The 24,558-nt window shown below is 63.4% G+C and carries 25 protein-coding genes; 12 read left to right on the top strand and 13 right to left on the bottom strand.

Annotated elements, in window-relative coordinates; all coding sequences use genetic code 11:
* Window position 1: 1 nt before the first annotated feature.
* The gene (locus V9F06_15710; protein ID MEI2619057.1) at window positions 2-955 is read right to left on the bottom strand and encodes an LD-carboxypeptidase; all 954 of its coding nucleotides are present in this window, start codon (window positions 953-955) and stop codon (window positions 2-4) included.
* Window positions 956-1,038: 83 nt separating this feature from the next.
* Between V9F06_15710 and V9F06_15705 the strand changes: the two genes are divergently transcribed.
* Window positions 1,039-1,398 (top strand): hypothetical protein, encoded by a 360-nt coding sequence (locus tag V9F06_15705; GenBank protein MEI2619056.1) that lies wholly within the window; start codon window positions 1,039-1,041, stop codon window positions 1,396-1,398.
* A complete protein-coding gene (locus tag V9F06_15700) occupies window positions 1,395-2,180 on the top strand; it encodes a nucleotidyltransferase domain-containing protein (protein ID MEI2619055.1) in 786 nt (261 codons plus the stop codon). Before V9F06_15705 ends, V9F06_15700 begins: the two co-directional genes overlap by 4 nt.
* 76 nt (window positions 2,181-2,256) lie before the next feature.
* Here the strand turns inward: V9F06_15700 and V9F06_15695 are convergent, their stop codons facing one another.
* The 3 genes from V9F06_15695 to V9F06_15685 form a co-directional block, all read right to left on the bottom strand.
* The gene (locus V9F06_15695; GenBank protein ID MEI2619054.1) at window positions 2,257-3,015 is read right to left on the bottom strand and encodes a transglycosylase SLT domain-containing protein; all 759 of its coding nucleotides are present in this window, start codon (window positions 3,013-3,015) and stop codon (window positions 2,257-2,259) included.
* A 279-nt stretch (window positions 3,016-3,294) separates the two neighbouring features.
* Entirely contained in the window at window positions 3,295-4,371 is a 1,077-nt protein-coding gene (locus V9F06_15690; GenBank protein MEI2619053.1) for an ABC transporter permease, read from the bottom strand.
* Window positions 4,368-5,375, bottom strand: a complete 1,008-nt coding sequence (locus V9F06_15685) for an ABC transporter ATP-binding protein (protein ID MEI2619052.1) — start codon at window positions 5,373-5,375, stop codon at window positions 4,368-4,370. Before V9F06_15685 ends, V9F06_15690 begins: the two co-directional genes overlap by 4 nt.
* Window positions 5,376-5,460: 85 nt before the next feature.
* Here V9F06_15685 and V9F06_15680 point away from each other — a divergent pair, with 85 nt between their 5' ends.
* Both V9F06_15680 and V9F06_15675 read left to right on the top strand, forming a co-directional pair.
* The gene (locus V9F06_15680) at window positions 5,461-6,276 is read left to right on the top strand and encodes a glycerophosphodiester phosphodiesterase family protein (GenBank protein MEI2619051.1); all 816 of its coding nucleotides are present in this window, start codon (window positions 5,461-5,463) and stop codon (window positions 6,274-6,276) included.
* Between the two features lies 1 nt (window position 6,277).
* Complete coding sequence (locus V9F06_15675; protein MEI2619050.1) at window positions 6,278-6,565, top strand: hypothetical protein; 288 nt, start codon at window positions 6,278-6,280, stop codon at window positions 6,563-6,565.
* Window positions 6,566-6,763: 198 nt separating this feature from the next.
* Here V9F06_15675 and V9F06_15670 read toward each other — a convergent pair whose 3' ends face one another.
* Window positions 6,764-8,437, bottom strand: a complete 1,674-nt coding sequence (locus tag V9F06_15670; GenBank protein ID MEI2619049.1) for a PHP domain-containing protein — start codon at window positions 8,435-8,437, stop codon at window positions 6,764-6,766.
* Between the two features lie 132 nt (window positions 8,438-8,569).
* Here V9F06_15670 and V9F06_15665 point away from each other — a divergent pair, with 132 nt between their 5' ends.
* The 8 genes from V9F06_15665 to V9F06_15630 all read left to right on the top strand — a co-directional run bounded on the left by V9F06_15665 (window position 8,570) and on the right by V9F06_15630 (window position 15,759).
* Window positions 8,570-8,917, top strand: a complete 348-nt coding sequence (locus V9F06_15665; protein ID MEI2619048.1) for a hypothetical protein — start codon at window positions 8,570-8,572, stop codon at window positions 8,915-8,917.
* A 105-nt stretch (window positions 8,918-9,022) separates the two neighbouring features.
* Window positions 9,023-9,856: a methyltransferase domain-containing protein gene (locus V9F06_15660; protein ID MEI2619047.1), complete on the top strand. Its 834-nt coding sequence runs from the start codon at window positions 9,023-9,025 to the stop codon at window positions 9,854-9,856.
* A gap of 26 nt (window positions 9,857-9,882) precedes the next feature.
* Entirely contained in the window at window positions 9,883-10,596 is a 714-nt protein-coding gene (locus tag V9F06_15655) for a rhodanese-like domain-containing protein (protein MEI2619046.1), read from the top strand.
* A gap of 143 nt (window positions 10,597-10,739) precedes the next feature.
* A complete protein-coding gene (locus V9F06_15650; GenBank protein MEI2619045.1) occupies window positions 10,740-10,964 on the top strand; it encodes a hypothetical protein in 225 nt (74 codons plus the stop codon).
* Entirely contained in the window at window positions 10,957-12,354 is a 1,398-nt protein-coding gene (locus V9F06_15645; protein MEI2619044.1) for an amidase, read from the top strand. The genes V9F06_15650 and V9F06_15645 overlap by 8 nt, the downstream gene beginning before the upstream one ends.
* 369 nt (window positions 12,355-12,723) lie before the next feature.
* Window positions 12,724-13,578 carry a sugar ABC transporter permease gene (locus V9F06_15640; GenBank protein MEI2619043.1) on the top strand — a complete coding sequence of 285 codons (855 nt, stop codon included), beginning with the start codon at window positions 12,724-12,726 and terminating at the stop codon, window positions 13,576-13,578.
* 13 nt (window positions 13,579-13,591) lie between these two features.
* Window positions 13,592-14,443, top strand: a complete 852-nt coding sequence (locus V9F06_15635) for a carbohydrate ABC transporter permease (GenBank protein ID MEI2619042.1) — start codon at window positions 13,592-13,594, stop codon at window positions 14,441-14,443.
* Window positions 14,444-14,475: 32 nt separating this feature from the next.
* Window positions 14,476-15,759 carry a sugar ABC transporter substrate-binding protein gene (locus tag V9F06_15630; protein ID MEI2619041.1) on the top strand — a complete coding sequence of 428 codons (1,284 nt, stop codon included), beginning with the start codon at window positions 14,476-14,478 and terminating at the stop codon, window positions 15,757-15,759.
* A 74-nt stretch (window positions 15,760-15,833) separates the two neighbouring features.
* Here V9F06_15630 and V9F06_15625 read toward each other — a convergent pair whose 3' ends face one another.
* From V9F06_15625 to V9F06_15590, 8 genes are all read right to left on the bottom strand, one after another.
* Entirely contained in the window at window positions 15,834-19,016 is a 3,183-nt protein-coding gene (locus tag V9F06_15625; GenBank protein ID MEI2619040.1) for a glycosyl hydrolase, read from the bottom strand.
* A gap of 118 nt (window positions 19,017-19,134) precedes the next feature.
* The gene (locus V9F06_15620) at window positions 19,135-20,343 is read right to left on the bottom strand and encodes a hypothetical protein (protein MEI2619039.1); all 1,209 of its coding nucleotides are present in this window, start codon (window positions 20,341-20,343) and stop codon (window positions 19,135-19,137) included.
* Between the two features lie 88 nt (window positions 20,344-20,431).
* Window positions 20,432-20,626, bottom strand: a complete 195-nt coding sequence (locus V9F06_15615; protein ID MEI2619038.1) for a hypothetical protein — start codon at window positions 20,624-20,626, stop codon at window positions 20,432-20,434.
* A gap of 172 nt (window positions 20,627-20,798) precedes the next feature.
* The gene (locus V9F06_15610; protein MEI2619037.1) at window positions 20,799-21,440 is read right to left on the bottom strand and encodes a hypothetical protein; all 642 of its coding nucleotides are present in this window, start codon (window positions 21,438-21,440) and stop codon (window positions 20,799-20,801) included.
* 20 nt (window positions 21,441-21,460) lie between these two features.
* The gene (locus V9F06_15605) at window positions 21,461-21,640 is read right to left on the bottom strand and encodes a hypothetical protein (GenBank protein MEI2619036.1); all 180 of its coding nucleotides are present in this window, start codon (window positions 21,638-21,640) and stop codon (window positions 21,461-21,463) included.
* The gene (locus tag V9F06_15600; protein MEI2619035.1) at window positions 21,609-22,280 is read right to left on the bottom strand and encodes a hypothetical protein; all 672 of its coding nucleotides are present in this window, start codon (window positions 22,278-22,280) and stop codon (window positions 21,609-21,611) included. The genes V9F06_15605 and V9F06_15600 overlap by 32 nt, the downstream gene beginning before the upstream one ends.
* Window positions 22,281-22,354: 74 nt before the next feature.
* On the bottom strand, window positions 22,355-22,945 hold the full coding sequence (locus tag V9F06_15595; protein ID MEI2619034.1) for a hypothetical protein: 591 nt from the start codon (window positions 22,943-22,945) through the stop codon (window positions 22,355-22,357).
* 110 nt (window positions 22,946-23,055) lie between these two features.
* Complete coding sequence (locus V9F06_15590) at window positions 23,056-24,456, bottom strand: L,D-transpeptidase (protein ID MEI2619033.1); 1,401 nt, start codon at window positions 24,454-24,456, stop codon at window positions 23,056-23,058.
* Window positions 24,457-24,558 lie beyond the last annotated feature (102 nt).

Below are 24,558 nucleotides of genomic sequence, written 5' to 3'. Positions count from 1 at the left end.
CTCAGATCGTCGCCCCCTCCAGGATCTCCAGCGTGAGGTTGTCCGCGTCCAGCCGGGCGCGTGCGCCGAGCGGCAGGGTGGCGAGATGCTTACCATGCCCACAGGGGAGGCCGACCATCACCGGAACACCCAACGGCGCCAGGTAATGTTGGTAGACCTCCTCGGTCGAATAGGTGCCGTAAGCGTACGAGGGGCGAAACTCGCGCGGCCCGCAGCTCACGTGCTCACCGACGACGAACCCGGCGATGTTGTCCAGCTTGCCGGCCAGCTTGAGCTGCGTCAGATAGCCGTCGATGCGATACGGCTCCTCGCCGACATCCTCGGCGAAGACGATGCAGCCATCCCAGTCAACCTCCCACGGAGTGCCGAGCGACTGCACCAGGAGCGACAGACAGCCACCTCGCAGTGGTCCCTCGGCGACACCCGAGTTGATCGCCCAGGTGAAGGGGTCGTCGGGGTCGCGCTCGATGACGCCAATCGGAGCGGGGACGGTCAGGGCGCTGAGGAAGTGGCGCAACGAATACGCAGAACGGTTCCGGCCGATGAACGAGGACGCTGCCGGCCCATAGAACGTGGTGAGGTCGGCGACGTTGCCCATCGCGATGTGGAGCGCGGTCGTATCGGAATAGCCACAGAAGAACTTGGGATGCGCGCGGATGACGTCGAAATCGAGGTGTGGGACGACGCGCCAGCCGCCGTAGCCGCCGCGAATCGTCAGCACGGCGTCGACGTCCGGGTCGGCAAATGCGGACATCAAGTCCGCCGCGCGATCCTCATCTCGGCCGGCGAGGTACGTCGCGCGGTCGGCGGCGTGTGGGAAGAACTTCAGCCGGAAGCCCTGCTCATCGGCCCACTCCTGAATACGAATATGGTCGCTGGGGCGCGATGTCGGGCTAGACGGGGAGACAAGGCCGATCGTATCGCCGGGCTGCAAACATCGCGGTCTCGTGGGCATTGTCATGTTCCTTTCGGCGCGTGGCATCTGCGAATCCGGGAGATTGTATGCGATGATCGGCCAGTGACAGAGAGGGGAACGGGATGTCCCAACCGTGCAGCATGGTCGAGCTCGTCTTGTTCGACACCGACTCTCTCGACGACGAGCGAGTGACCGCCGCCGTCGAGGACATCGCACGCCGTGGTCTGCACTGTGGCGCGATCTCGGACGACGCCGATGTGGCCGAAGCTTTGAGCCGGACCGGGCTGACGAAGCAGTTCGATCTCTGGCTCCCCGGCGCGGACGATCGCTGGCCATTCGACCGAGCAGTCGCGCTGACCGGCGTCGAGCCCGGCCGGATCCTCTTCATCAGCGCCGACGGCGCGGCGAACGCCGCCGCCGAGGCAGCCGGCCTCCAGACCTGTCCCGACGACCTGGACCAGATCGACCGCCGACTGCCATGAATGGCCAGCCGGCCGGACTCGACGTCGTCGATCCTCTGGTGCGCAACATCGCGCTAACGATCGCAACCCGGGTGATGCGCGATGGCGCGCGGGCCGTCGTTCTAACTGGCAGCCAGACTCGTCCAGATCCCCGGCCAGAGTCTGATATCGATCTCTACGTTGTTGGCGATGGACCTCTATACCGGCTGGAGATCGTTGCAGGTCGCCTGGTGTCCGTGTCCTGGCGCACATTCGCCCAGTTCGAAGCCGCATTCGATGATCCCCGTTCGGTTGGCGCGCAGGTGCCGGGCTGGCGGCGAGCGATGATCGTCGCCGACCCAGCCGGGGTCGCAGCCGCGCTCCAGCGGAAGGCGCGAGAGTGGGACTGGACGCAGATCGGCGACGCGCGGCTCGACGCCTGGGTGGCCGAGGAGATCACCGGCTACGCCGAGGAAGCACACAAGCTGGTTGCGGCGCGTAATGCCGGTGATATCACCACGGCCGCGATCCAGCGCTCGGTTCTGGCGCTCGCGCTCGCCCCGCGGCTCACCGTCCACTTTCGGATGCTCTACGAGACGGAGAATGGCCTCTGGGATCTCATGGCAACCCATCTGGGGCCGGCCTGGAACAGAGCGCAGCGGGCAGCACTGATTCTGGACGGCGAGGATATCGCGGTGTCGCTCGATGCGTCTCTGGACCTGTTCCATCTCGCCGTCAGCGCCGTCTGGCGGGTGATGGACGGCCGGCAGCGGGAGGTGTGCGCGGAGGCGCTGGCGCTAGCCGGTCGGCCTGCACCGCGGTGATCGATGCAGCCTGCTGGACACACAGATGGGCGGCTAGTGAGCCGCCCATCCGAGACACATCGCGACCGTCGGGTTTCTACGGAAGTTCGCCGTTGGCGAACATTTCTCGAAACTTGAAGATCCGGTCGACATAGTCGTGGGTGTCCGGGAAGAACCCGTCGCGCTGGACGCTCGCCCAGCCCTGATAGTAGCTCGCCAGCGCCAGCTCGACGGAGCCGGTCTCCTCGTAGAGCACCGACAGGTAGGCGACGCCCATCTCGATGTTGTCGTACGCGCTGTCCCAGGTATTCACACGATAGCCGAAGAACCACGATTCCATGTCCGCGGCGGTGCGCGGCATGATCTGCATCACGCCGACCGCGCCAGTCCAGGACACCTCATCCTGCCGCCAGCTGCTCTCCTGCCAGGCCTGGGCCATGATCAGGTTCGGGTCCCACCCGTAGCGTTGCGCCGCGTCGATCAGCAGTTCGCGGATCTGCTCACGTGGGAAGTACGGCGGCGCCTCACCGGATTCGTCCGCGGCGACCTCTTCGTCGGCGCGATGGCTAACTACGGCCGGCGCAGGCTCGTCCGCATCATCCTCCGCCCCCGACACGACGCCGGAGCCCGACGCTGACAGGACAATCTGCTGACCGGGGAAGATCAGGTCAGGATCGTCGATCCCGTTCAACGCCACCAGCTGTCGCACTGTCATCCCGTATCGGGCGGCGATATGGCTCAGCGTGTCGCCCTCATAGACTACATAGCTCTCGCCCGCCGCAACCGGCGTGATAAGTCCACCGACCAGCACGATCGCCAGCGTGCCGGCCATCAGCCCTTTTCGCAAATGTCTCATGCGTTTCCTGCCCGTCTGATTCGATCTGGAGATTCGCTTCCAGATGCGTACGTACATAGCGTACATACGCTTCGTGACGGGAGTCAAGGTTTGTCACACTGTCACAAAGCCATGGGCGTTGCTCGAATATGAGTCGGGTTTTGATCGACCCATTGGGCTGCCAAATCGGGCAAAACACCGAAGTGCCTCGCTGTTCGACACAGCGAGGCACTTCGGGCTGTGTTAGTTCCATGACTCACAGACACGGGCAGAGGCAACCAGCGGCGCACAACGCGCCGATCAGACCGCGCTCGACTCCCAGCGGAAGAGCTTCAGTGCCAACGCGAAGCCGACCGCCGCGGTGAAGACCAGCACGCTGATATTGAGCCATTGCGCGCCCAGGCTGCCGTTCTTGACCATCACGTTGCGCAGCCCATCGGCGAGATAGCGAAGCGGCAGCAGCCGGATAATCGGCTGTAGCACCTTCGGGGCAGCGTCGGTCGGAAAGAACACGCCTGCCATAAAGAGCATCGGGAAGGCTACCGCGTTCGCAATTGAGTCAGCCGCCTCCTGGTTGCGAGCAAACGACGCAATGACGAACCCGATCGAGAGGAACGCGAGTGACCCAATGATGACGAGGATAAACGCATAGAACAGGTTGCCATTGAGCTTCAGGCCGACAACCAGGATGCCGACCGCAATGAGGATCACCGCCTGAACAACGGCGATCACGAGCTGGCTGACGATGCGAGCGGCGATGAACGAGGACAGAGGGAACGGCGTCGCCTTGATCCGACGGAGAACACCCCGTTCGCGATAGGAGACGAACGCCGAGGCCAGTCCGAGAATCCCTGAGTTCATGATCGTCATCGCAAGGATGCCGGGAACAAGGAAGTCAACATACGACAACCCTGATGACACGATCGAGTGGACCGTCACCGCGATTGGCTGCGCAGAAGCGGGGCCGGCGCCAGCCTGCGTGAGAAAGCTCTGAACCGCGTTGAGCGCGACCGACCCCGTCTGGGGATTCGATGAATCCCAGTACACATCGGTCGGAACCTGCTGGCCCGAGCCGGCAGCGCCAAACACGACGACCACCGACCGGTCACCGTTGCGCAGACTGTCCAACTCCGACTGTTCGTTGCCGACTGAGACCTTGAACCCGTCCGTCGCCTTCATCGCGTTGGTAATTGACGTAGCGACTTCCGACTGGTCCGCGCCAACAATACCGACGTTGATCGTAACGCTGGTGTCGGAGAACAGAAACCCGAAGAGCACGATAAAGATCAGTGGAAAGGCGAGGTTCCAGAACAGCGCGACGCGATTGCGCGCCGTCATCCTGAGATTTGCCACCGTCATCTGGATGAATGCGCTCATTCGCGGAGGCTCCGTCCCGTAAGCGTCAGGAAGACATCTTCGAGGGTTGCCTGCGCCGTCGTCAGGTTCTCGAGACGCAAGCCAAGCTCCTCCGCGCGAAGTAGCAACGCGCCGAGCGTCGTCTGAACATCACGCGTCTTGACGAATAGCTGATCACCCTGGTTCTCAATTTCCAGCGCACCGATCAGCGATCCAATCGTCTCAGGATCCACCGGCGGGTTGAGCCGCGCCTGGATCGTCGCGACGACATCCAGCGACTGGATCAGGTTCAGCGGCGTATCACACGCGATCATCTGCCCGTGGTCCATCACTGCGACCCGGTCGCAGAGGATATCGGCCTCCTCCATGTAGTGCGTCGTGAGGACAACGGTCTTGCCGGAGTTGCGCAGGTCGCTGATGAGATCCCAGAGATTGCGGCGCGCCTGCGGGTCGAGGCCAGTAGTCGGCTCGTCGAGGAAGACGACAGTCGGGTCGTTGACCAATGCCAGCGCGATCGAGAGTCGCTGGCGCTGCCCGCCCGACAGTTGATCTACATAGCTGCCGGCTTTCTCTTCGAGCGACACAAGCGCGATCAGCTCGTCGACGCGCCTGCTGGACGTGTCGCCACCGGAGAGGGCAGCAAAGAGCCGAATCAGCTCGCGCGCGCTCAGATGATCGAACAATGCGGTCGTCTGCAACTGCACGCCGATGACGCGCTTGAGCGCGACGGGATCAGCAACAACGTCGATACCAGCAACCACGATCGAACCAGCGTCGGGCTGCCGCAGTCCTTCGATCATCTCGAGCGTCGTCGTCTTGCCGGCCCCGTTCGGGCCGAGAATGCCGAAGATCTCGTTCTGCCGCACCTGCAAGTCGACACCATCGACCGCTGCAAGCGAGCCATAACGTTTGAGCAGGCCGCGGACGTCGATGATCGGCGCGGCGATAGCAGGTGATTCCGGAGCGTCGGAGATTGTCATACCGGCGGGAGAACTGCCGGACATGGAGGGTTGACGTTGGCTCATGGGTGCACCTCACCAACAACGAATAGCAGGAACCTATACTACACCCGTCGAAACACAGTCCCTGCGAAACGACAAGGGTGATCGTATGTGCAATACGGGAGACACCTCCAGTCCATCACGTGACGCGCCGCTGGTGATTGCGCACCGTGGCGCGTCACTCGTCGCGCCGGAGAACACACTGCCCGCTTTCGAGATGGCCATCGCGGCCGGCGCCGATATGATCGAGACCGATGCCCAGCTCACCGTGGACAGACAGGTCGTGCTTACGCACGATTCAGACCTCCGCCGTATCAGTGGGGCCGCCGGTCGTGTCGGCGACTTGCGTGCCACCGAGATTCGCGCTCACGACGCGGGGTTCTGCTTCCGGCCGGCCGGCGAGAATATCACGCCGTTTCGGGGTCGCGGCGTTCGGGTTCCGACGCTCAACGAGCTCCTCGATCTCCTGGAGGCGCACGCTTCGGTTCGGCTCAATCTGGAGATCAAGGCGCAAGATGACACCAGTCGCACGCGCCAGCTCGTCGCGCTGACCATCGACATCCTCACGAGCCGGGGGATACGCGACCGTGTACTGCTGTCGTCGTTCGATTCCGGCGCACTCGACGCCGCACAGTCGATCGATCCACGCATCACAACAGCGCTGCTGGTCGAGCCACATGTGGATATCGACGCGGCAATCACCGCGGCTGCCGAAGCAGGACACAGGGCGATCCACCCCAATGACGCGTCGGTCAACAACGCCATCATCGAGGCGGCACATCGGAGAGGTCTGCTCGTCAATGTCTGGACTGTGGATTCCGCTCAGCGGATGCGCGAATTGATCGTGGCCGGAGCGGACGGCATCATCACCAACGATCCGTTGGGGCTTCGTTCGTTGCTCGATCGGGAGCGGCCCAGGAGCTGAAGTGCTGGACGACGCCGCTGAAGACAATATCCTGCGCGCGCGCCCAATCGTCGATCGTTCCCTGACGGACCCGCAGCGCTGTGCCATCGGGCGCGTACTCGGTCACCTGGACCCTCTGGGCGCGACCGCGCGTGACAGGGTGGCCATCGCGATTGAAGTAGCACGCGACGACATATCTGCCGTCCGGGCCGGGGCTGCCCCGCTCGCACCAGGCTGGAAGATACGTATCCACCACGACGACCACACCTCCTCTCAGAGAGTTCGCTCCATATTGATCGAAGAGAAATGACGACCCTGCTGCGACGCATGGCAACGCCAGCTGCGCTGTGCGGCTTTCCCGAGCGCGCGGCGGTCCATCGGCGAGGATGGGAGTTCTTCTGTCACAGCGGCGGTTCGCTCGTGAGATCCAACGTGCGGATCACCCGACCAGAATACTCCGAATTCCACAGAATTGCGATACCCTGTGTGCCCAAAGCGCGACCTTGGGTCACCGCGAGCGGCCCGGCAAGCGCCGGTCGCGCAGCCAGGCGGTGAGGTCAGCGAGCGGCCATGTGTTGACAACCTGTCGCGGCTCGATCCACGCGCGACGCGCGATGCCGACTCCATAGCGCACACTGGCGAGACCATCCGGATGGTGCGCGTCGGAATCAATCGAGATCAGGACGCCAGCCCCGGCGGCGGCGCGCGCGACGACGTCGGTCATGTCAAGCCTGGCCGGATCGGCGTTGATCTCCAGCGCGGTCGCTGTTTCGCGAGCCGCCTCGATCACGCGCGCCCAGGTCACGTCGGCGCCCTGACGCCGCTCGACGAGACGACCGGTCGGGTGGGCGATGATGTCGACGTGGCGGTTCGCGATTGTCCGCAGCATCCGGCCAGTGAACTCATCCTCCGGCTGGCGCAGACCGCTGTGGAGCGACGCCACAACCACATCAAGCTCGGCCAGCAGCGCGTCGTCGAAATCCAGTTGCCCATCGCGATGGACTTCGACCTCCGAGCCGGTGAACAGGCGCACCGGGGCGGTTCCAGCGAGATCCCGGATGACATCGATTTGCTCGCGCAGACGTTCGGGACGCAGTCCGCCGGCCACGCCGAGACTGCCCGAATGGTCGGTGATCGCGAGGTATTCGTAACCGCGAGCGGCCGCGGCAATCGCCATTTCGAGTGGCGACGCGGAGCCGTCCGACCAGGTCGTGTGCAGGTGCAGGTCGCCGCGCAGGTCGCCAACCTCGATCAGCCGTGGCAGCCGGCGCTCACGAGCGGCGGTAACCTCACCGCGGTCCTCGCGGAGCTCCGGCGGAATCCAGTCCATTCCCAACGCGGCATAGACTCCTTCTTCCGTCGGCGCGTCCGGCAGGGCGTTGACGCCTCCAAGCGCCGCGAGATGCGCGAACGAGCCGGTCCAGCGGACGAGCGCAGTGCCGGCCGAGCGCGCGGGCGCAACCGCGACGCGCAGGTCGATACCTTGCTGGAGCGTGAACGTAGCCGAATTGTCCACGCGCTCGATCATCCCGGCGATCGACGCCAACTGGCTGGCAATACCCAGCACTTCGTCCGGATCCTCCCCGATCGCCAGCAGGTCGATGTTGCCGGTTGTCTCACACATCCGCCGGACAGACCCGACGACGTGTACCGGAGCGTTGATCCTCGCCGCAAGGTCAGCCGCCAGTCGCTCGGCCAACGGCAACGCCGCGCCGATCGAGCTCCGACCACTCCGGCGCTGGAGGAACGCAAGCCCCTCGGTGATCCGGATCTGCGCTTTCGGCCCCATCCCTTTCATCGTCCCGAGCCGGCCGTCGCGGATCGATTCCTCGAGTCCGGCAAGCGAGGTGATTCCCAGTTCCCGATACAGTCTCGCGGCTGTCTTCAATCCGACACCCGGCACATCGAGCAGCGCCAGCACCGACCCCGGCATTTGTTCCTGAAGCTCGTCGAGCGCCATGAACGACCCCGTGGCAACAATCTCGTCGAGGATTGCCGCGATGCCGGCGCCGACTGACGGGATTGAGCGGAGGTCTGACTCTGTCGCGACCGGCCGATCATGCTGCTGGATGGAGTCCGCCGCCCGCCGATAGGCGTTCAGTCGAAATCCACTCTCGCCGGTCATTTCCAGCAGGTCGGCATAGGCTCGTAGCCGATCGGCAATCTGGCTGTTTGTGATCATCGCCACCCCCTCGCGCATGCTCGAGCGATTACTTGTCTCGCATGATCTACTGATCATCGCATCAATTCGGTACGCTTACGGTTGCAGGCGCTCGCTGATGGAGGCGAGCCAGTTGGTGTGTGAGGGGTAGGCATGGCGAGCTTTCATCAATATCTCGGCGAGGGCCTCTTCGTCATCTATCTGTTCGTCATTATTGTGGTGCTGTTTGCGGGGCGGCGAGGACGGCCTGTGCCTGCCGCGCTCCTTGGCGTCGCGCATCTGTTGTTGGCCGTTCAGGTCATCATGGGGGTCCTCCTGATTTCGGAAGACTCTGGCAGAGTCTCGATCATTCATCCGATTCTCGGCCTGCTCACTGTTGCAGTGCTCGGGTCGACTCCGATCCTGCGCAAGCGTCTTGGATCACGTCAGGGTCAACTCGCGTCGCTCGGGATCATCGCGGTCCTCATTCTCGCCGCGGTGACGACAGCGATGGCCGGCTGACGAAGCACCGGGCCGCAGACGTCGGACACGCGGCACGAGCCTGGGGTCCAATAGCGATAATCCCTGGGGTCTGTTAGTTTTCCCCACGCGGAGAAGGGACGCGGAGTGGCGCAGGAGCACTGGCAAAACGATCTATACGAGCAGTTGGCACTCGGGAGCGCGGCGCAAACCAACCCGATTGCTGCCAGCCTCCTCGAATCACTGGATGACCAACGCTTCAAGGCACTCCGCGACACTGTTCTCGACGAAGCCCACCTCTATCCGGGCGCCGTTGCGCTCGAGATCGGCTGCGGCCCCGGCATGATGCTGGAGGGCATTGCCGATCGCGTCGGGCCAGAAGGCGAGATCCATGGCCTCGACCTCAACCCCCACTTCATCGACATCGCAACACGACGTTCGAGGATGCTTGGGCTGAATCAGACGCGGTTCGTCACTGCCGACTGCCACACGTTGCCGTATCCCGACTCCACGTTCGATGCCGTCCTTGCGGAGCGTCTGCTGATGCACGTCGCCCCGATCACACGTGTGCTGACCGAAATCTCCCGTGTGTTGACGATCGGTGGCCGAGCGGTGTTTGCCGATTACGACCCGTACAGCGCGTTCGCCGCCGGCCCAGATCCCACCATCACATCACGCGTTCTGGCGTCAGCGGCGTCGGTCTACGCCTCCCCACTGGCGGCGCGCGAGACGCCATCCGCGTGCATTCAGGTGGGGCTGTACGTCGAGAGGGTGCACGGTCACCTGCTGGTGTTCGAGGATCCGAACGCGCCTAACGTGCAGGGGATCACATCTGTCTGGGCGGAGCACGCAGCCGCCGGCCGGCAAGTCGATCGCAGCACGGTCAAACGCTGGGAGCGAGCCGTCGAACGCGCTATCGCCCAGCATCGGTTTCTGATCGCAATCCCACACGTCGTCACTGTCGTCACCCGGGTTCGCTGACGACGGCACGACCCGGAGGTAATCTCGTGACCCATCCCCCCCGGCAATATCCATGTCCCGATCTGATCGTCGAGCCCGCCTGGCTGGCGGCGCATCTGGGAGACACCGATCTCCTGATCATCGACTGTGACGACGCCGATGTGCGGGCCGTTCGGCCTCACATCCCCGGCGCTGTTCCGCTGCCGATCCACCCGTACCTGCGTGATATTCACACCAACGTCGGTGTCCTTCCTCCGGATCAGGCGACTACGATCCTTGGCGGCCTCGGCGTTGGCGATGGCCGGCGAGTCGTCTGCTACGACTCGCAAGGCGGCGTGCTGGCCGCGCGCTGTTGGTGGGTGCTCTGGTACTACGGCTTCGAGAATGCCGCGCTGCTGAATGGCGGCTGGATATCGTGGGCCGCCGAGGGCAACCCGGTCGAGCATGCGTGGGGTGAGCCGGTGGCAGGAGATTTCGTGGCGCAACCGGTCGGAGACCGTATCGCCGACTGTGACGTGATCCTGCCGCGCCTGGGTAATGACGATTTCGCCACGCTCGATATGCGCACCGATCTGGAATGGGCCGGCACTCCGGAAACCGTTCGGAATCAGCGCGAAGGGTACATCCCGGGTGCAGTGCACCTTGAGTGGAAGCATTTTGTCGACTGGGAAGCGTCGGCGCGATTCAAGCCCGCGCTGGAGATTGCCACGCTTCTGGAATTGAATGGGATCACACGCGGCAAGGCAGTCGTCCCCTATTGACAAAGTGGCATCCGTGCGGCGCACGGAGTCTACGTGCTCGCCCTGCTTGGGTATGAGAAGATCGCAACCTACGACCGGTCGTTCGGTGAGTGGGGGAACCGGGACGACACCCCGATAGCCCGGCCCGACAACACGGAGGTGTGATGGCAAGCGAGCGTGAACGAGCAATGATCGAGCGCTGGAAGGTCGCAACCCGTGCGGCCGGCATACAGCTCTCCGACGAGGATATCGAGCGAACCGCCGAGCGAGGCTTTCTCAGCCGCGCACTGACCGTCGAGGAGATGATCGATCGCATCGTCACCGGAGTCGAGATACCCGACTATCTGGACCTCGTGACAACGACGACGGGGGAGACGCACCATGGCTGATGCGTCGATCCTTCATCGGTCGATCGCCGAAGTCGGGCCGCTCATCCGCTCGGGCGAAATCTCTCCCGTCGAGTTGGCCGAGCTTTCGCTCGCGAGGATCGGGGCAGCGAATCCCATCCTCAACGCGTTTCGGACAACCACGCCTGATCGCGCGCTCGCGCAGGCACGCGCGGCAGCCCACGAGATCCGACGTGGGAATTATCGCGGCCCGTTGCACGGCATCCCGATCGCGATCAAAGACCTGGCAGACATGCGCGGCGAGACAACACCCGCCGGCTCGAAGGTTCTGGCCGACGCGATCGCCGCCGAGGACAGCGAAGCCGTGCGGCTGCTCGATGAGGCGGGCGCAGTGATCGTCGGCAAGACGAGCATGCCCGAGTTCGCGTTCTCGCCAGGCTCGAACAACTCCCACTACGGCCCGGTGCCGAACCCGTGGGACTACTCGCGCGATGCTGGTGGGTCCAGCAGCGGCTCTGGCGCGGCCGTCGCGACCGGACTGGTGCTCGGCGCAATCGGCTCGGACACCGGCGGCTCGATCCGCATGCCCTCGACGCTTTGCGGCATCACCGGGATCAAGCCGACGTTCGGGCGAGTGAGTGGACGCGGCACAGCAACATTGTCGTGGTCGCTGGACCATGTCGGCCCGATGACGCGGAGCGTCGCGGACGCAGCGACGATGCTCAAGATCCTGGCCGGATTCGACCCGGGCGACCCGCGCACGCGCAGAGTGCCAGTTGACGACTACCCGGCAGCCGTCGAGCGTGGGATTGCGCGACTTCGTATCGGCGTGCTGACAGACGACGGGATGGGCTCACTGGGGACGCCGGCCGTCGTCCAGGGCGTGAGCAATGGCGTCGCTGCGCTGGCGGCAGCTGGCGCCGACATTGTCGAGATTGCGATCCCCGAGCTCGCTGATCTGTCCGCGCTGTACGGGACGATTGTGACGATCGAAGCGGCGGCCGCTTATGAGCACTACCTTCGACATCGCCTCGGCGACCTTGACGATTTCGTCCGCGACCGGATGCTGGTTGCCTACGCCTACTCGCCGACCGCGTTCGTGCGGGTCGAACAGGCCCGCACGATTCTTCGCTCGCGGATCGTGGAGCGAGTGAGCGGCGTGGATCTGTTGGTAACGCCCGGCATGCCGCATGAAGCACCGCCGCTCGGCGTCGTCCAGAGCAACACACGCTTCACCGGGCCGTTCAATGCGCTGGGCTGGCCGGCGATGGTCGTGCCGGTCGGCCTCGGCGAGGGCGATCTACCAGTGGCTATCCAGATCGCGGCTCGGCCGTGGCTGGAATCGCTCGTCTTCCGGGCGGCGAGAGTCGTAGAGCGTGATGGACCATGGCAGGGCAAGCGACCACCGGAGGTCGTGCCAGTCATGGGTTGACGTTTCCCGCAAGCGCTCCTGCTATCCGGCCGGAGTAACAACGCGAACTGTGTTCGGGCGGGGCAACGACGATGGTCCCGCCGGAACAGCGCGGTATCCGCCGTTCGCGCGCCATCGCCGACGATACTGATACGACATCTCCCCGGCATTACAGCCGAGGAGATGTCGTATGCACGGACACAGTGAGGGCATCGGAGACGGCTACGTCCAGCCGACGCGGCCATGGTAGGATGGAAGATCATGCGCATCCCGAATCTTGCCGGAAAGGACTGACCGCTGACCGTTTCGCCACCGGACGATGCCTCCGTCGCTCAGCAACCTGACCGAATCCGGCGGGCTTTCGGTAGTTCCTACAATCGCCAGCTTCTGATGATGCTGAGTCCGGTTCTGCTCGGCCTGACACTGTTGATTATCGTCCCGGCGCTCATGACGATTCCGCTCGCGTTCACTCGCTACGACGCGCTTAGCTCGCCGGAGTGGCTTGGGCTGGGCAACTTCCGCGAGATGCTTCACGACGGGATGTTCTTCAACGGGCTACGCGCGTCGCTGGTCTACGTGCTGCTGGCTGTGCCGATCCGGTTACTCGGCGCATTGCTGCTGGCGTTGCTGCTGCACCGCCCTGGCCGGGGGCGGACATTCATTCGTGGGGCGATCTATCTGCCGACCGTCGTGCCGGATATCGCCTATGCGCTCCTCTGGCTCTACATCTTCAACCCGTTGTTCAGCCCGCTGAATGTCTTTCTACCGCTCTTCGGCGGTCGGGGCAGCACGCCGGCCGGCTGGTTGCTCAATGGAACCTCGGCGCAGGTCGCGATCGCCATCGTCCTGTTCTGGACTCTTGGCGAGGGATTCGTGCTGCTGATGGCAACACTGCAGGACATCCCGCGCGCGATGCTGGAATCTGCGGCGATCGACGGCGCCAGTCGCTGGCAGGTGCTGACACGAATCACCCTCCCGATGCTCGCGCCGATGCTGCTGCTCATCATCTTCCGGGACACGATCCGGAGCTTCCAGGCGAACTTCGTCGCGACCGTCATCCTGACCAACGGTGGCCCGTACTACGCGACAAGCTATCTGCCATTCTGGATCTGGCAGAACGCGATCGACTATCAACGGTTTGGCTACGCCGCAGCAATGACGCTGGTGCTGTTTGCCGTGACTGTCGTGGCGATTGCGCTGCAGTTCGTCGTCGTCCGTCGATGGAGGACCGGGTACTTTGAGTGAGCGAGCGGCAGAAGTGACAGCTCAGCCGGCGCCGCGAACGCGCCGCAGGCCGGCGCGCAGCATCCGGCTCATCGCCGGTGTGTTGGCCGCAACACTCTTCATTCTGCCGCTGCTCTGGATGGTCGTTGCTTCGTTACGCCCGCTCGGTCTGCCGATGCCGCTCCGCATCCAGTGGTGGCCGGATCCGGCGACACTCAGCAACTACCGGGCCATATTCCACGTCGTGCCGATGGCGCGCTACGCGGCCAATTCGGTCATCGTGATCGTCACAGTCATTCCGCTGACGCTCCTGACGACGTCGCTTGCTGGATTTGCGATGGCGCAGGTTCCCGCGCGAATGCGCGACCTCCTCGTTGCGACGCTTGTTGCCGCGTTGATGGTGCCGCTGATGGCAGTCTGGTTGACCAGGTTCATGGTCTACAAGTGGCTCGGCGTTCTGGACACGCTCGGGGTCCTGATCGTCCCGGGGCTCATGGGCAGCAGCCCGCTCTACGTCCTGATCATGTTCTGGGCATTCCGGCGGGCGCCGATCGGCTCGTTCGAGGCTGCGCGTCTGGATGGCGCGAGCGCGTCGAGGATCTGGTGGAGCATCGGTTTGCCGCAGGTGCGACCAGCCTTGATGGCGGTTACGGTATTGTCGTTCGAGCGACACTGGGGCAACTTTCTCGACCCGCTGCTCTATATCAACAATCCCAGGTGGTACACGCTGCCGGTGGCGCTTCAGGGTCTCCAGCAGCTTCATCCAAGCGATTGGCCATTGATGATGGCCGGCGCGGTCGTCGTGACGCTCCCGGCAGTTGTGGTGTTCATTGTCGCCCAGCGTCACTTCTTGAGAGAATACGATGAGGGGAATCCGTTCCAGTGAGTAGCTCACTGGGGTAGTTGAGGGGGAGAGACATGACGCGACGATGGGGTGTAGCAGCCCTGGCCGCGCTCCTTGCGCTGTCGGTGCTGATGACCGCCTGCGGCGGCAGCGGGGACTCAAGCACCGCGCCAATCACCTGGCAGGTCTGGGCCGATCCTGAAGAGGCGCAGGTCTACCAGTCAATCGCCGACGAGTACATCAAGGTAAATCCGAAGGCCAAGGTGACGCTGAACGCAATTCCCGACCGGAAGACGTTCCTTTCGCGTCTTTCGGCATCGTTTGCCAGCGGCAGCCCGCCGGACGTCTATCTGATCAACTACCGGCACAACGGCCAGTTCGTCTCGAAGGGCGTCCTGGAGCCGCTGGGGCCGAAGCTGGAGAAGGCCAAGGGCCTGAGCGCCGACCAGTTCTTCAATGTCCCGATGGAAGCGTTCACCTACAATGGCGTGCTGCAATGCATCCCGTTCAACCAGTCGAGCCTGGTTGTCTACTACAACAAGGATCTGTTCGAGAAGCACGGCGTTCCGCTGCCGACCAACGACTGGACCTGGGACGATTTTGTCGCCGCCGCCAAGGCGTTGACGCTGGATACGAACGGCGATGGCAAGACCGACATCTGGGGACTGGGCTTCGAGCCATCGATCATTCGCGCAGCGCCGTTCATCTGGTCACACGGCGGCAGCCTGCAATCCGACCCGAATGATCCGCGTAGCATCACGTTTGGCGGCGACGCCACCCGCGAGGCGCTGCAGTTCTTCGTTGACCTGAATCTCGTCCACCATGTCGTCCCCGATGAGGCGTCCTACGCTGCCCAGGACCCGGACAGCCGCTTCATGGAGGGCAGCATTGCGATGACGCTGAACAGTCGCCGCGCAACGCCGGTGTTCCGTTCGATCGAGGGGTTTGCCTGGGATGTCGCGCCGCCGCCGGCCGACAAGACGCAGGCCTCGACGCTGCATAGCGACGCCTTCTGCATGCCGAAGGACGGGAAGAACAAGGACGCGGCCTGGAAGTTCATCGAGTACGCCATCGGCAAGGACGGACAGACGGTCGCAGCGAAGCTAGGCCGGACGGTGCCATCGCTGAAGTCGGTTGCCGAGTCGGACGCCTTCCTCGACCCGGGCCAGTCACCGGCCAACAGCCAGATCTTCCTCGATCTTGGCCCGCACCTGGTCAGCCTGCCGACCATCGCTGAATGGCCGGAGATCGAGAAGGTCATCAACGACGAGATCTACGTCGCTTTCTTCGGCACAAAGTCGCTGGACGCGGCCTTGCAGACTGCTGACGACAAGACGCGCGAGATCCTCGGACGTTAGCAACGGGTGATCCAACAGGAAACGGCCACCGGCAATCTTGCCGGTGGCCGTTCTCGTTGTCGTTCCGGGTCGGACTATCCGACCGGCGGGAGCTTGGCAGCCGAGATCGCTTCGTTGAATACGCGGACCTTGCTGCTGATGACGCCGTCGAGCGTCTCGAGAAGGTCGTCGAGGCGCGTCGAGAGCTCGTCGAAGACCTCGTAGCCCTGCTTCGCCGGCGCACCCTCGGCGAGAGAGACGAACTCGGTGAGGGCGTTCAGCTTCTCGAAGAGCCGGGATGGCGCCATCAACGGGCTATCAGTGGTCGTGTCGACCAGCTCGGTCTCGATCGCGGTCAGGGCCTCGCGCGCGTCCTTGCCGGCGGCCTGCACCGACTCAGCGGCGTCGCTGTCCTTGACGCGCTTCTCCCAGTCCTCGACCTGCGTGCGAACCTTTCGCACGCGCGAGACTGCACGGTTCGTGTCGCTCAGCCGGTCGCGGATCTTCAGCAGTAGATCGAGCTGCTCCTGAAGCGCCTCGGCCGGGGTATCCAGACGTGGGTCGGGGACGATCTCCAGCGGCTGCTCGTGCGTCGCGCCGTCGATCGTCAGCCGCACAGTGTAGTTGCCGGGCAGCGCCTTCGGCCCGACTGGCTTATCCCAATCGGCGAGCTCCTGACCCTCAAGCGTTGCCGCGGGCTCGTAGCGCATATCCCAATGGAAACGATTCACCCCCGCGGCAGCCGGCACCTTCTGGCCACCGGCAGCGCTCTCCTCTGACGCGGCGTCGGCCACCTTCGTGGTGAATGACCGAACGGTATTCCCCTGGCTGTCGATGACGGCAAGATCCGCAGACTGCTTTGCCGCTTCGGGCAGGTAGTAGGAGACGATCACCCCGTCGTATGGGTTGGCGGCAGCGTCGACGTAGACATTCTTCATCGTGCCGTCGGGTTGCTCGACCTGTTCGTAGGACACGTGGCTGGTGCTCGCCGCGTGGTAGGAAACGTACCCCTTCTGGGGCGATCCACCGAACCCGATGACAGGGTTGAAGCGAACCTTCGACGGCAGCTCGAAGAGCGTCACGCCATTGCCGGTTCGTCCAGAAGCCATCTGGCGCAGAGGCGTCAAGTCGTCGAGCATCCAGATCGAGCGGCCGTGAGTCGCGACCACGAGGCTGTGCCCCTTGACGATGAGATCATAAACCGGCGCGACCGGGAAGTTGCCACCCAGACGCTGCCAGTTTGCGCCGTCATCGAATGAGACGTAGGCGCCTGTTTCGGTTCCGGCATACAGCAGCCCTTGCTGGGCCTTGTCCTCGCGGATCGTGCGGGTGAAATCGGTGGATGGAATGCCGTTGGTGATCGTCGTCCAGGTCTTGCCGTAGTCGCTGGTCCTGAACAGATACGGCGTCGTATCGTCCGACTTGTAGCGTGTCGCGGCGACGTAGGCGGTCCCAGCGTGGTGCTCGGACGGGTCGATGATCGAGATGAGCGCCCACTCGGGCAGGGCCGGCGGGGTGATGTCCTCCCAGGTCTTGCCGCGATCCTTGCTGATCTTAACCAACCCATCGTCGGTGCCGGCCCATAGCGTGTTGGGCTCCTGAGGGGACTCGGCCAGCGCGAAGATCGTGCAGTACGCCTCGGCGCCGGTGTTGTCTTTCGTGATCGGCCCGCCGGACGGTCCCAACTTCGAGGGGTCGTTGCGGGTGATGTCGTCGGAAACGATCTCCCAGGTCATTCCGTCGTCGGTCGAGCGGAAGATCCGGTTGCCGGCGACATAGAGTGTGTCCACTTCGTGACGCGAGTAGAAGATCGGGTAGGTCCACTGGAAGCGGTACTTCAGGCTCCCAGCGCCCGACCCCATGCCGGCCAGGTCTGGCCAGACGGTGATGTTCTTCCACTGGCCGGTGCGGTGGTTGTACTTGATGAGGCGGCCATTGAAGTTTCCCGATCCGATGCCGCCCGCGACGATGATGTCAGGGTCGCTCGGCTTCAGAGCGATATAGCCGGACTCGCCGCCGCCGGGCGTATACGAGTCTCGCTCGTGGATCGTCCCATTGACCGTCGCGCTCGGAATGCTCACCGCCGAGTTGTCCTGCTGCGAGGCGTAGATCCGGAACGGATAGGCATTGTCAGTGGTGACGTGATAGAGCTGCGCCGTCGGCTGATTCATGATCGACGACCAGCTCCGGCCGCCGTTATAGGTGACACAACCGCCGCCGTCGTCGCCCTTGATCATCCGTTGCGTGTCGTCAGGGTCGATCCAGAGGTCCTGCTCGTCGCCGTGGCGAGAGGGGATCTCGGTGAACGTCTTCCCGCCGTCGATCGACTTCCAGAAATTGTAGTTCAACACATAGACGGTGTTCGGGTCGCGCGGATCCGGGATCATGTGCATGTAGTACCACGCCCGCGTTCGCAGCTTCGCCTCGGTGTTGACCTTCTCCCAGGTCTCGCCACCATCGTCCGAGCGGAACAGGCCACCGTTGACCGCCTCAATCAACGCCCAGACGCGGTCCGGCTGCGCTGGCGACCCGGCAATGCCGATCTTGCCCAGCACGGCGTCGGTTGGCAGGCCCGGCTTGCGCGTCAGCTCGACCCAGGTATCGCCGCCATCGACGGACTTCCAGATGCCCGAATCCTCGCCGCCAGACGATAGCGCGTTCGGGAAGCGCTGCGCTTGCCAGATCGCGGCATAGAGAACGCGCGGGTTAGACGGATCCAGCCAGAGGTCGTGCGAACCAGCTCGGTCGCTCTTGTAGAGCACCTTCTGCCAGCTCTTCCCACCGTCGGTCGTGCGGAAGACGCCGCGCTCCTCATTCTGCCCCCAGGTGTGGCCCAGCGCCGCGACGTAGACGACATCCGGGTTCGTCGGGTGAATGCGGATGCGGCCGATGTGGCGGGTGTCGGACAGGCCAACGTTCGCCCAGGTCTTGCCGCCATCGGTGGATTTGTAAACGCCATCTCCGTGCGAGACGTCGCCACGAATGCTCGTCTCTCCGGTGCCGGCGTAGATGACGTTCGGGTCCGATACCGAGACGGCAATCGCGCCGACAGCCCCCGTGTTGAACTGGCCGTCAGACACATTGCGCCAGACAACGCCACCGTCAGTCGTCTTCCAGACCCCGCCAGCGACTGCGCCGAAATAGTACGTCTCCCGATCCGACACAACTCCGGTGACAGCGACGACGCGCCCACCGCGGAACGGCCCGATGAGCCGCCAATCCAGTGAACCCAACAGGCTCCCGCTCACATCCTTCGCGGACGTGGCTCCTGCAGTCATTCCCATGCCTCCTAGTTCAGCCACCAGCATCGAACGAGCCCCAGTGGTTCGCTCTCAGTTGGCGTCGTTCGCAATACATACCCACCTGACCGCGTTTAGCAGCCCGGCGAACTCAACCCTACAGAATCACGGCGTCGGTCTGCATGCCGGAGATCAAGGCGTTGAACGCCCGGACCTCCGCGTCGACGATCCCATCGAGCGCTGCTCGTTGCTGATCGACCTCTCCCGAGACCTTGTCGAACACCTCGTAGTACTGCTTCGGTGGGCGCGTATCGGAGTTGGAGATCATCCCAGGCAACGCGGCAAGCTTGTCATTGAGGCCGCTGGGAAACTGGCGCGGATCACTCGCCTTCGGCTGAGCCAGCGTCTCTTCGACCCCCGCGAGCTTGTCAAGCAACGCCCTGCCAGTGTTCGTGACGGTCTCATCATCGAGCCGCGTCAGCCAGTCACGGACCTGCGTTCGAATCGTGTGAATTCGGTCGATTGCCGCATGAGTCTCGGTAAGCTTGTCCCGGATCTTCAGTAGAAGATCATATTGCGCCTCGAGATCCTGCTGATTGCCACTGACCCGTGGATCGGCTTCAATGAGAAGCACCTGCTGGCGCGTGGTCCCATCAACGTCCAGCTCGACCGAGTACTGGCCGGGCACGACGACGGGCCCCAGAAGCGCATCGGGCTGAATACCAGAGGTGAATGACGAATCGATCCCCGAGATCGCCTTCGCGGGCGGAATGCGAAGATCCCAGACGAACTTGTTCATCCCGGCTGAGGGGACCAGTCGAGGCGTGCCGGAACCTGGTTCATCACTGGCAAACGTCCGAATCGTCTGACCGTCGGCGTCCTTAATTGTCAACGTGGCGGTTTTCGACGCATCCTTCAACCAGTAGTGGATGATCGCGCCGTCCGGAGGGTTCTTGCCGGCGTCAACATACTCAGTTTCGACGCCGCCACCAGCAGCCGGCCGTTGTCGCGTCGTCATCGGCATACCGCCGGCTCGCCCGTAGCTGTAGGCATCTGCCGACGGATCGCCGAGACGACCGTAGACCTTGATCCGCTTCGCCGTTCGAGGAGCAAACAGGACGACCTTCTCGTCAGCAGTCGCAGCGTCCATCTGGTGTAACGGTGATAGATCGTCGAGGATCCAGAACGAGCGCCCATGCGTCGCCGCGAGGAGATCAGTCCCCTTGATCATCAGATCGTAGATCGGCACAACCGGCAGATTCGACTGGAATCGCTGCCAGCTCGCGCCATCGTCGAACGAGACATACACACCGGTTTCGGTCCCGGCGTAGAGCAGGCCCATGCGATTCGGATCTTCGCGAATCACACGGGTGAACTCACCGTCAGGGATGCCGGTCGTGATCTTCGTCCAGGTCTTGCCGTCGTCGGCTGTCTTGAACAGATACGGCGCGAAGTCATCGTGCTTGTATCGTGTCGCGGCGACATAGACCGTCGATCGGCTCGTGTGGCGATGGCTCCATCACCGAGATCATCGGGCGATCGGGGAGTTGGCTTGTCGGGATCGAAACCTCGTCCCATGACTCGCCGCCATCGCGAGAGATGTGCAGACGGCCATCGTCCGAGCCGGCCCAGAAGATACCCGCGCTCATGCGGCGATTCGAAGAACGCGAAGATCGTGCCGTATGCCTCCGCGCCGGTGTTGTCGCGGGTGATCGGTCCACCGGAGGGTTTCAGCGTCTCCGGGTCGTTATGTGATCAGGTCGGGGGAGATGACCTCCCAGCTCATGCCTTCGTCGCGCGTGCGGTGGACGACATTCGAGGTCACATAGAGCGTATTCGGATCGTGCGGAGAGAATGAGATCGGGAAACGTCCACTGGAAACGGTACTTCAGCGCCTCCGCGCCGCGGCCCATTCCGTGGACTTCCGGCCAGACGGTAACGATCCGAATCTCGTTCGTCCGCTGATCGAAGCGCAGTAGCCGGCCGTGGCCAGCGCCCGACCCGATCGCGCCACCGATAGACGATGTTGTTGTCATCCGGCTTGATCGCGATATAGCCGGACTCGCCGCCGCCTGGCTCGAAGTACTCCGCGGCGGTTATTGCGCCGCGTAGCGACGAGCTGGGGAGCCGCAGAAGGCCGTGTTGTCCTGCTGGGATCCGTACACGTCGGTACGGTGTCCGATCGTCGGTAGTCACGTGATAGAACTGCCCGGTCGGCTGGTTGTAGATCGTCGACCATGTCGCGCCGCCGTTGAACGACACGTTCGCGCCGCCGTCGTTGCCCTCGATCATCCGGCGCGGATCCGCCGGGTCGATCCACAGATCCTGGTTGTCACCATGCTGGGTCGGGATCGCGGTGAATGTCTTTCCGCCGTCGATCGACTTCCAGAACTTCAGATTGAGGATATAGACCGTGTCGCCATCCTGACGGGTCAGCGACGATATGCGTGTAGTACCAGGCACGGCGACGCAGGTCGCCCTGATCACAGACGCGCTGCCAGGTTCGCGCCACCATCGTCGGAGCGGAATAGCGCTCCATCCTCCGACTCGACCAATGCCCAGACGCGGCCGGGCTTAGCCGGCGCGACCGCGATTCCGATCTTGCCCAGCACACCTGTCGGCAGGCCCGGGTTACGTGTCAGTTCCTGTCCAGGTATCGCCACCGTCGGTCGTCTTGAAGATGCCGCTATTCGGGCCGCCAGAGCGCAGGGCATGGGGGTAACGCTGAGCGTCCCACATCGCCGCGTAGAGGACGCGAGGGTTGTTCGGATCCATCGCCAGGTCGATAGCACCCGCGCCATCGCTCGTGTGAAGCACCTGTGTCCACGACGATCCACCGTCGCGAGAGCGGTAGACACCCCGCTCCGGATTCGGCCCCCAGACATGCCCGAACGCGGCGACGTAGACCAGATCCGGATCGGTCGGATGGACGCGGATCGTCGAAATCGACTGGGTCTCCGGAAGGCCGACATGTCGCCAGGTCTGCCCACCGTCGGTCGATCTGTAGACACCGTCGCCGTGCGAGACATCACCGCGGATGCTCGTCTCCCCCATGCCAACATAGATGACATTCGGGTCGGACGGCGCAACGGCAATCGCGCCAACGGCGGCGGTGTTGAAGTACCCGTCGGAGATGTTCTCCCAGTAATCGCCGGCATTCGTCGTCTTCCAGACACCGCCAGCACACGCGCCGAAATAGAACGTGCCAACTTCCGTCGGGTGGCCGGCGACGGCGACAACGCGCCCACCGCGGAACGGCCCGACCAGACGCCACGTCATCGAGCCTGGCATCGATGCATCCACGTCCACTTCTCCTCCCTCGAGCATGAGTACCCCGGCCAACGTCGCGTCAGCTCCGATGGCCGCCTATCAACAGATCACGAGCTGAGCCGCCAGGTCTCGGAGAAGGCCAGGAAGGCTGAGCTCTCAAGCCGCTCGTCGCCCTCCTTCACCTTGACCTCGCCCTCGATCCGCTGGTTGTTGACCGTGATCAGAGCGGACGTGCACGGGCAGATGACCGTCGCCAGATCCCACCGATCCGGCCCAAGCTCGAAATTCGGCCGCTGCAATAGCTGCTGCTCGATGATGTCCCACCAGACGAGCTCGACAACAGCGCCTTCGCAGATGGAGACGACACGGTGATACAGCCGACCGTCGCCTTCCTGGAAGAAACGGGCCATGGTCGGCTCCATCGTGGCGAAGCCGAGCTCGGCCCAGCCGCCGAAGTGCAGCGTGAATCGGTCGGTCACCAGTCGGGCCACCGCGGGGTTATCCGTGTAGATCGCATGGGGAGCGGCATCGCCGAGCCCGGATGCCTCCGGGTCGACCCAGATCAACGTTGCGTTCCCATCGCCGGCTTCGGAGAAGACACTCTTCCAGTAGCTTACCTTGGCGATGATCTGGTCCGTCCCGGGCTTGTAGAGGGTCAGGCTGGGGTTTTCGCCGGATATCACAATTTTGTCGGCCATCTGAAAGCCTCCATCCACGTCGCAGAGAAACCGGAGTGAGCAATTGCTCACTCCGGCGAACCATCGCGCGAATCACCTTGGGCTGTCAACTGTCCGGACAGAGCCGGTGGCTAGTAGTGGATGGTGACAACGTCCCCGATGTTCAGCCAATTCCAGAAGAACGCGGCGTCAGTGTTCATCAACCCGACACAGCCGTTGGACGTGAAGTTCCCGAAGCTCGATTCCGGCGTCCAGTAGTTCCCGTGCAATGCGTAGCCGCCGGCCAGGAAGTACTGGGTGTACTCGACGTTCTCCAGGTAATACCAGCCCGAAGAGCCATGCGGGATGCCGACCGTCGCCGAGTCCATGATCTCGCGGCGCACCTGACTCTGGATGTTGAACGTGCCGAGCGGCGTCTTGCCGTCGCGGCCGGCCGTGATGATCGCGACATACACGGGAGTGCTGCCGTTATAGGCGACGGCGTAGAACTGGCTCAGGTTCACGTCCACCCAATGGCCGCCGAACGTTTGCGGTGGCGGATTGAGCACAAGTGGAGCGACGTAGACCGCCGGGACATAGCCGTAATTATCAGTCAGATACCAGGCATCCGTGCCCTCCCGAACATCGCCCTTGACGATGGCGTAGATCACGATCGGGTGGCGACTATAGGCAACGTCCATCGCCGGAGCATCGTTCCGTGGCGCGCTGCGCACCGAAACCGCATCGGTCGAGACCTTGCCCCACCAGATGCCGGTCCCATTGCGGAAGGCATTCGCGATCTGCGGGCTGAAGAGCCCAGCGTCCCAGATGACGGCATCGGCCGGCTGAGCCGCCGGGGTGGTCTGGATCTTCAGCGCCTTGGCGTAGTCGTTGCCGAGCAGACCGAGCAGGATTTCGAACTGGGTGCCAGCGTTCTCCGGGTGAAACTCGAAGCGGGCGCGCTCGAAGTACTGGACGGTATAGCCGTCCTCGACGAACTCCTCAGAGATCGGGAAGCCGAACTGCCAGAGCCCGCCGTTCTTATCCCAGTAGTTCTTGAATCCGTACGCCAACGAATGGCGGGTCTCGCTGAAGATGACTCGATCCGGGGTGTTGCTCGTCAAACCATCCGGCAGCGCATTGAACGCGGGGTTATTGCGGGTCTTGCCATAGCGCTGTTCGGCGAGCCAGGTCCCGAGCAACGTGCCCTGAACCTCCCACTTCGTCCCAGCGTGTTCCGGCCAGACCTCCAGGCGCGAGCGCTCGAAGTACTGAACCGCACGACCGTTCTCCTGCACCGGCTCAGAAATCGGGTAGCCGATGATCATCAGGCCAGTGGTGCTCCAGGCCTTCAGCAATGGGCCAGACAGGCTGTGGCTGGTCGGAGGAAAGTACGTGCTTGCCGGCATGCCGGCGCTATCGACCGGCACGGTGACGACGTTCTGCTCAGCGCTGGCCAGACCAGGCGTCAGAGCGCCAGCAACCGCAGTTGCCACGATAATGGCAACCGCCGACAGGTGAACGAGCTTCCGACGAAGGAACGCTATCCGCACAAGACTACCCCCACATGATTACGTTGCGCGCATCGGCCGCACGGCGCCAGTACTACGAACGTGATAACACCCGGATCGCAAAAACGTCTCACACTTCTGGAT

This window comes from Thermomicrobiales bacterium (genome assembly GCA_037045155.1).
Taxonomy (GTDB): domain Bacteria; phylum Chloroflexota; class Chloroflexia; order Thermomicrobiales; family CFX8; genus JAMLIA01.
Note: the sequence above shows the minus strand (reverse complement) of the source record. Positions and strands in the feature narration are given on the sequence as shown.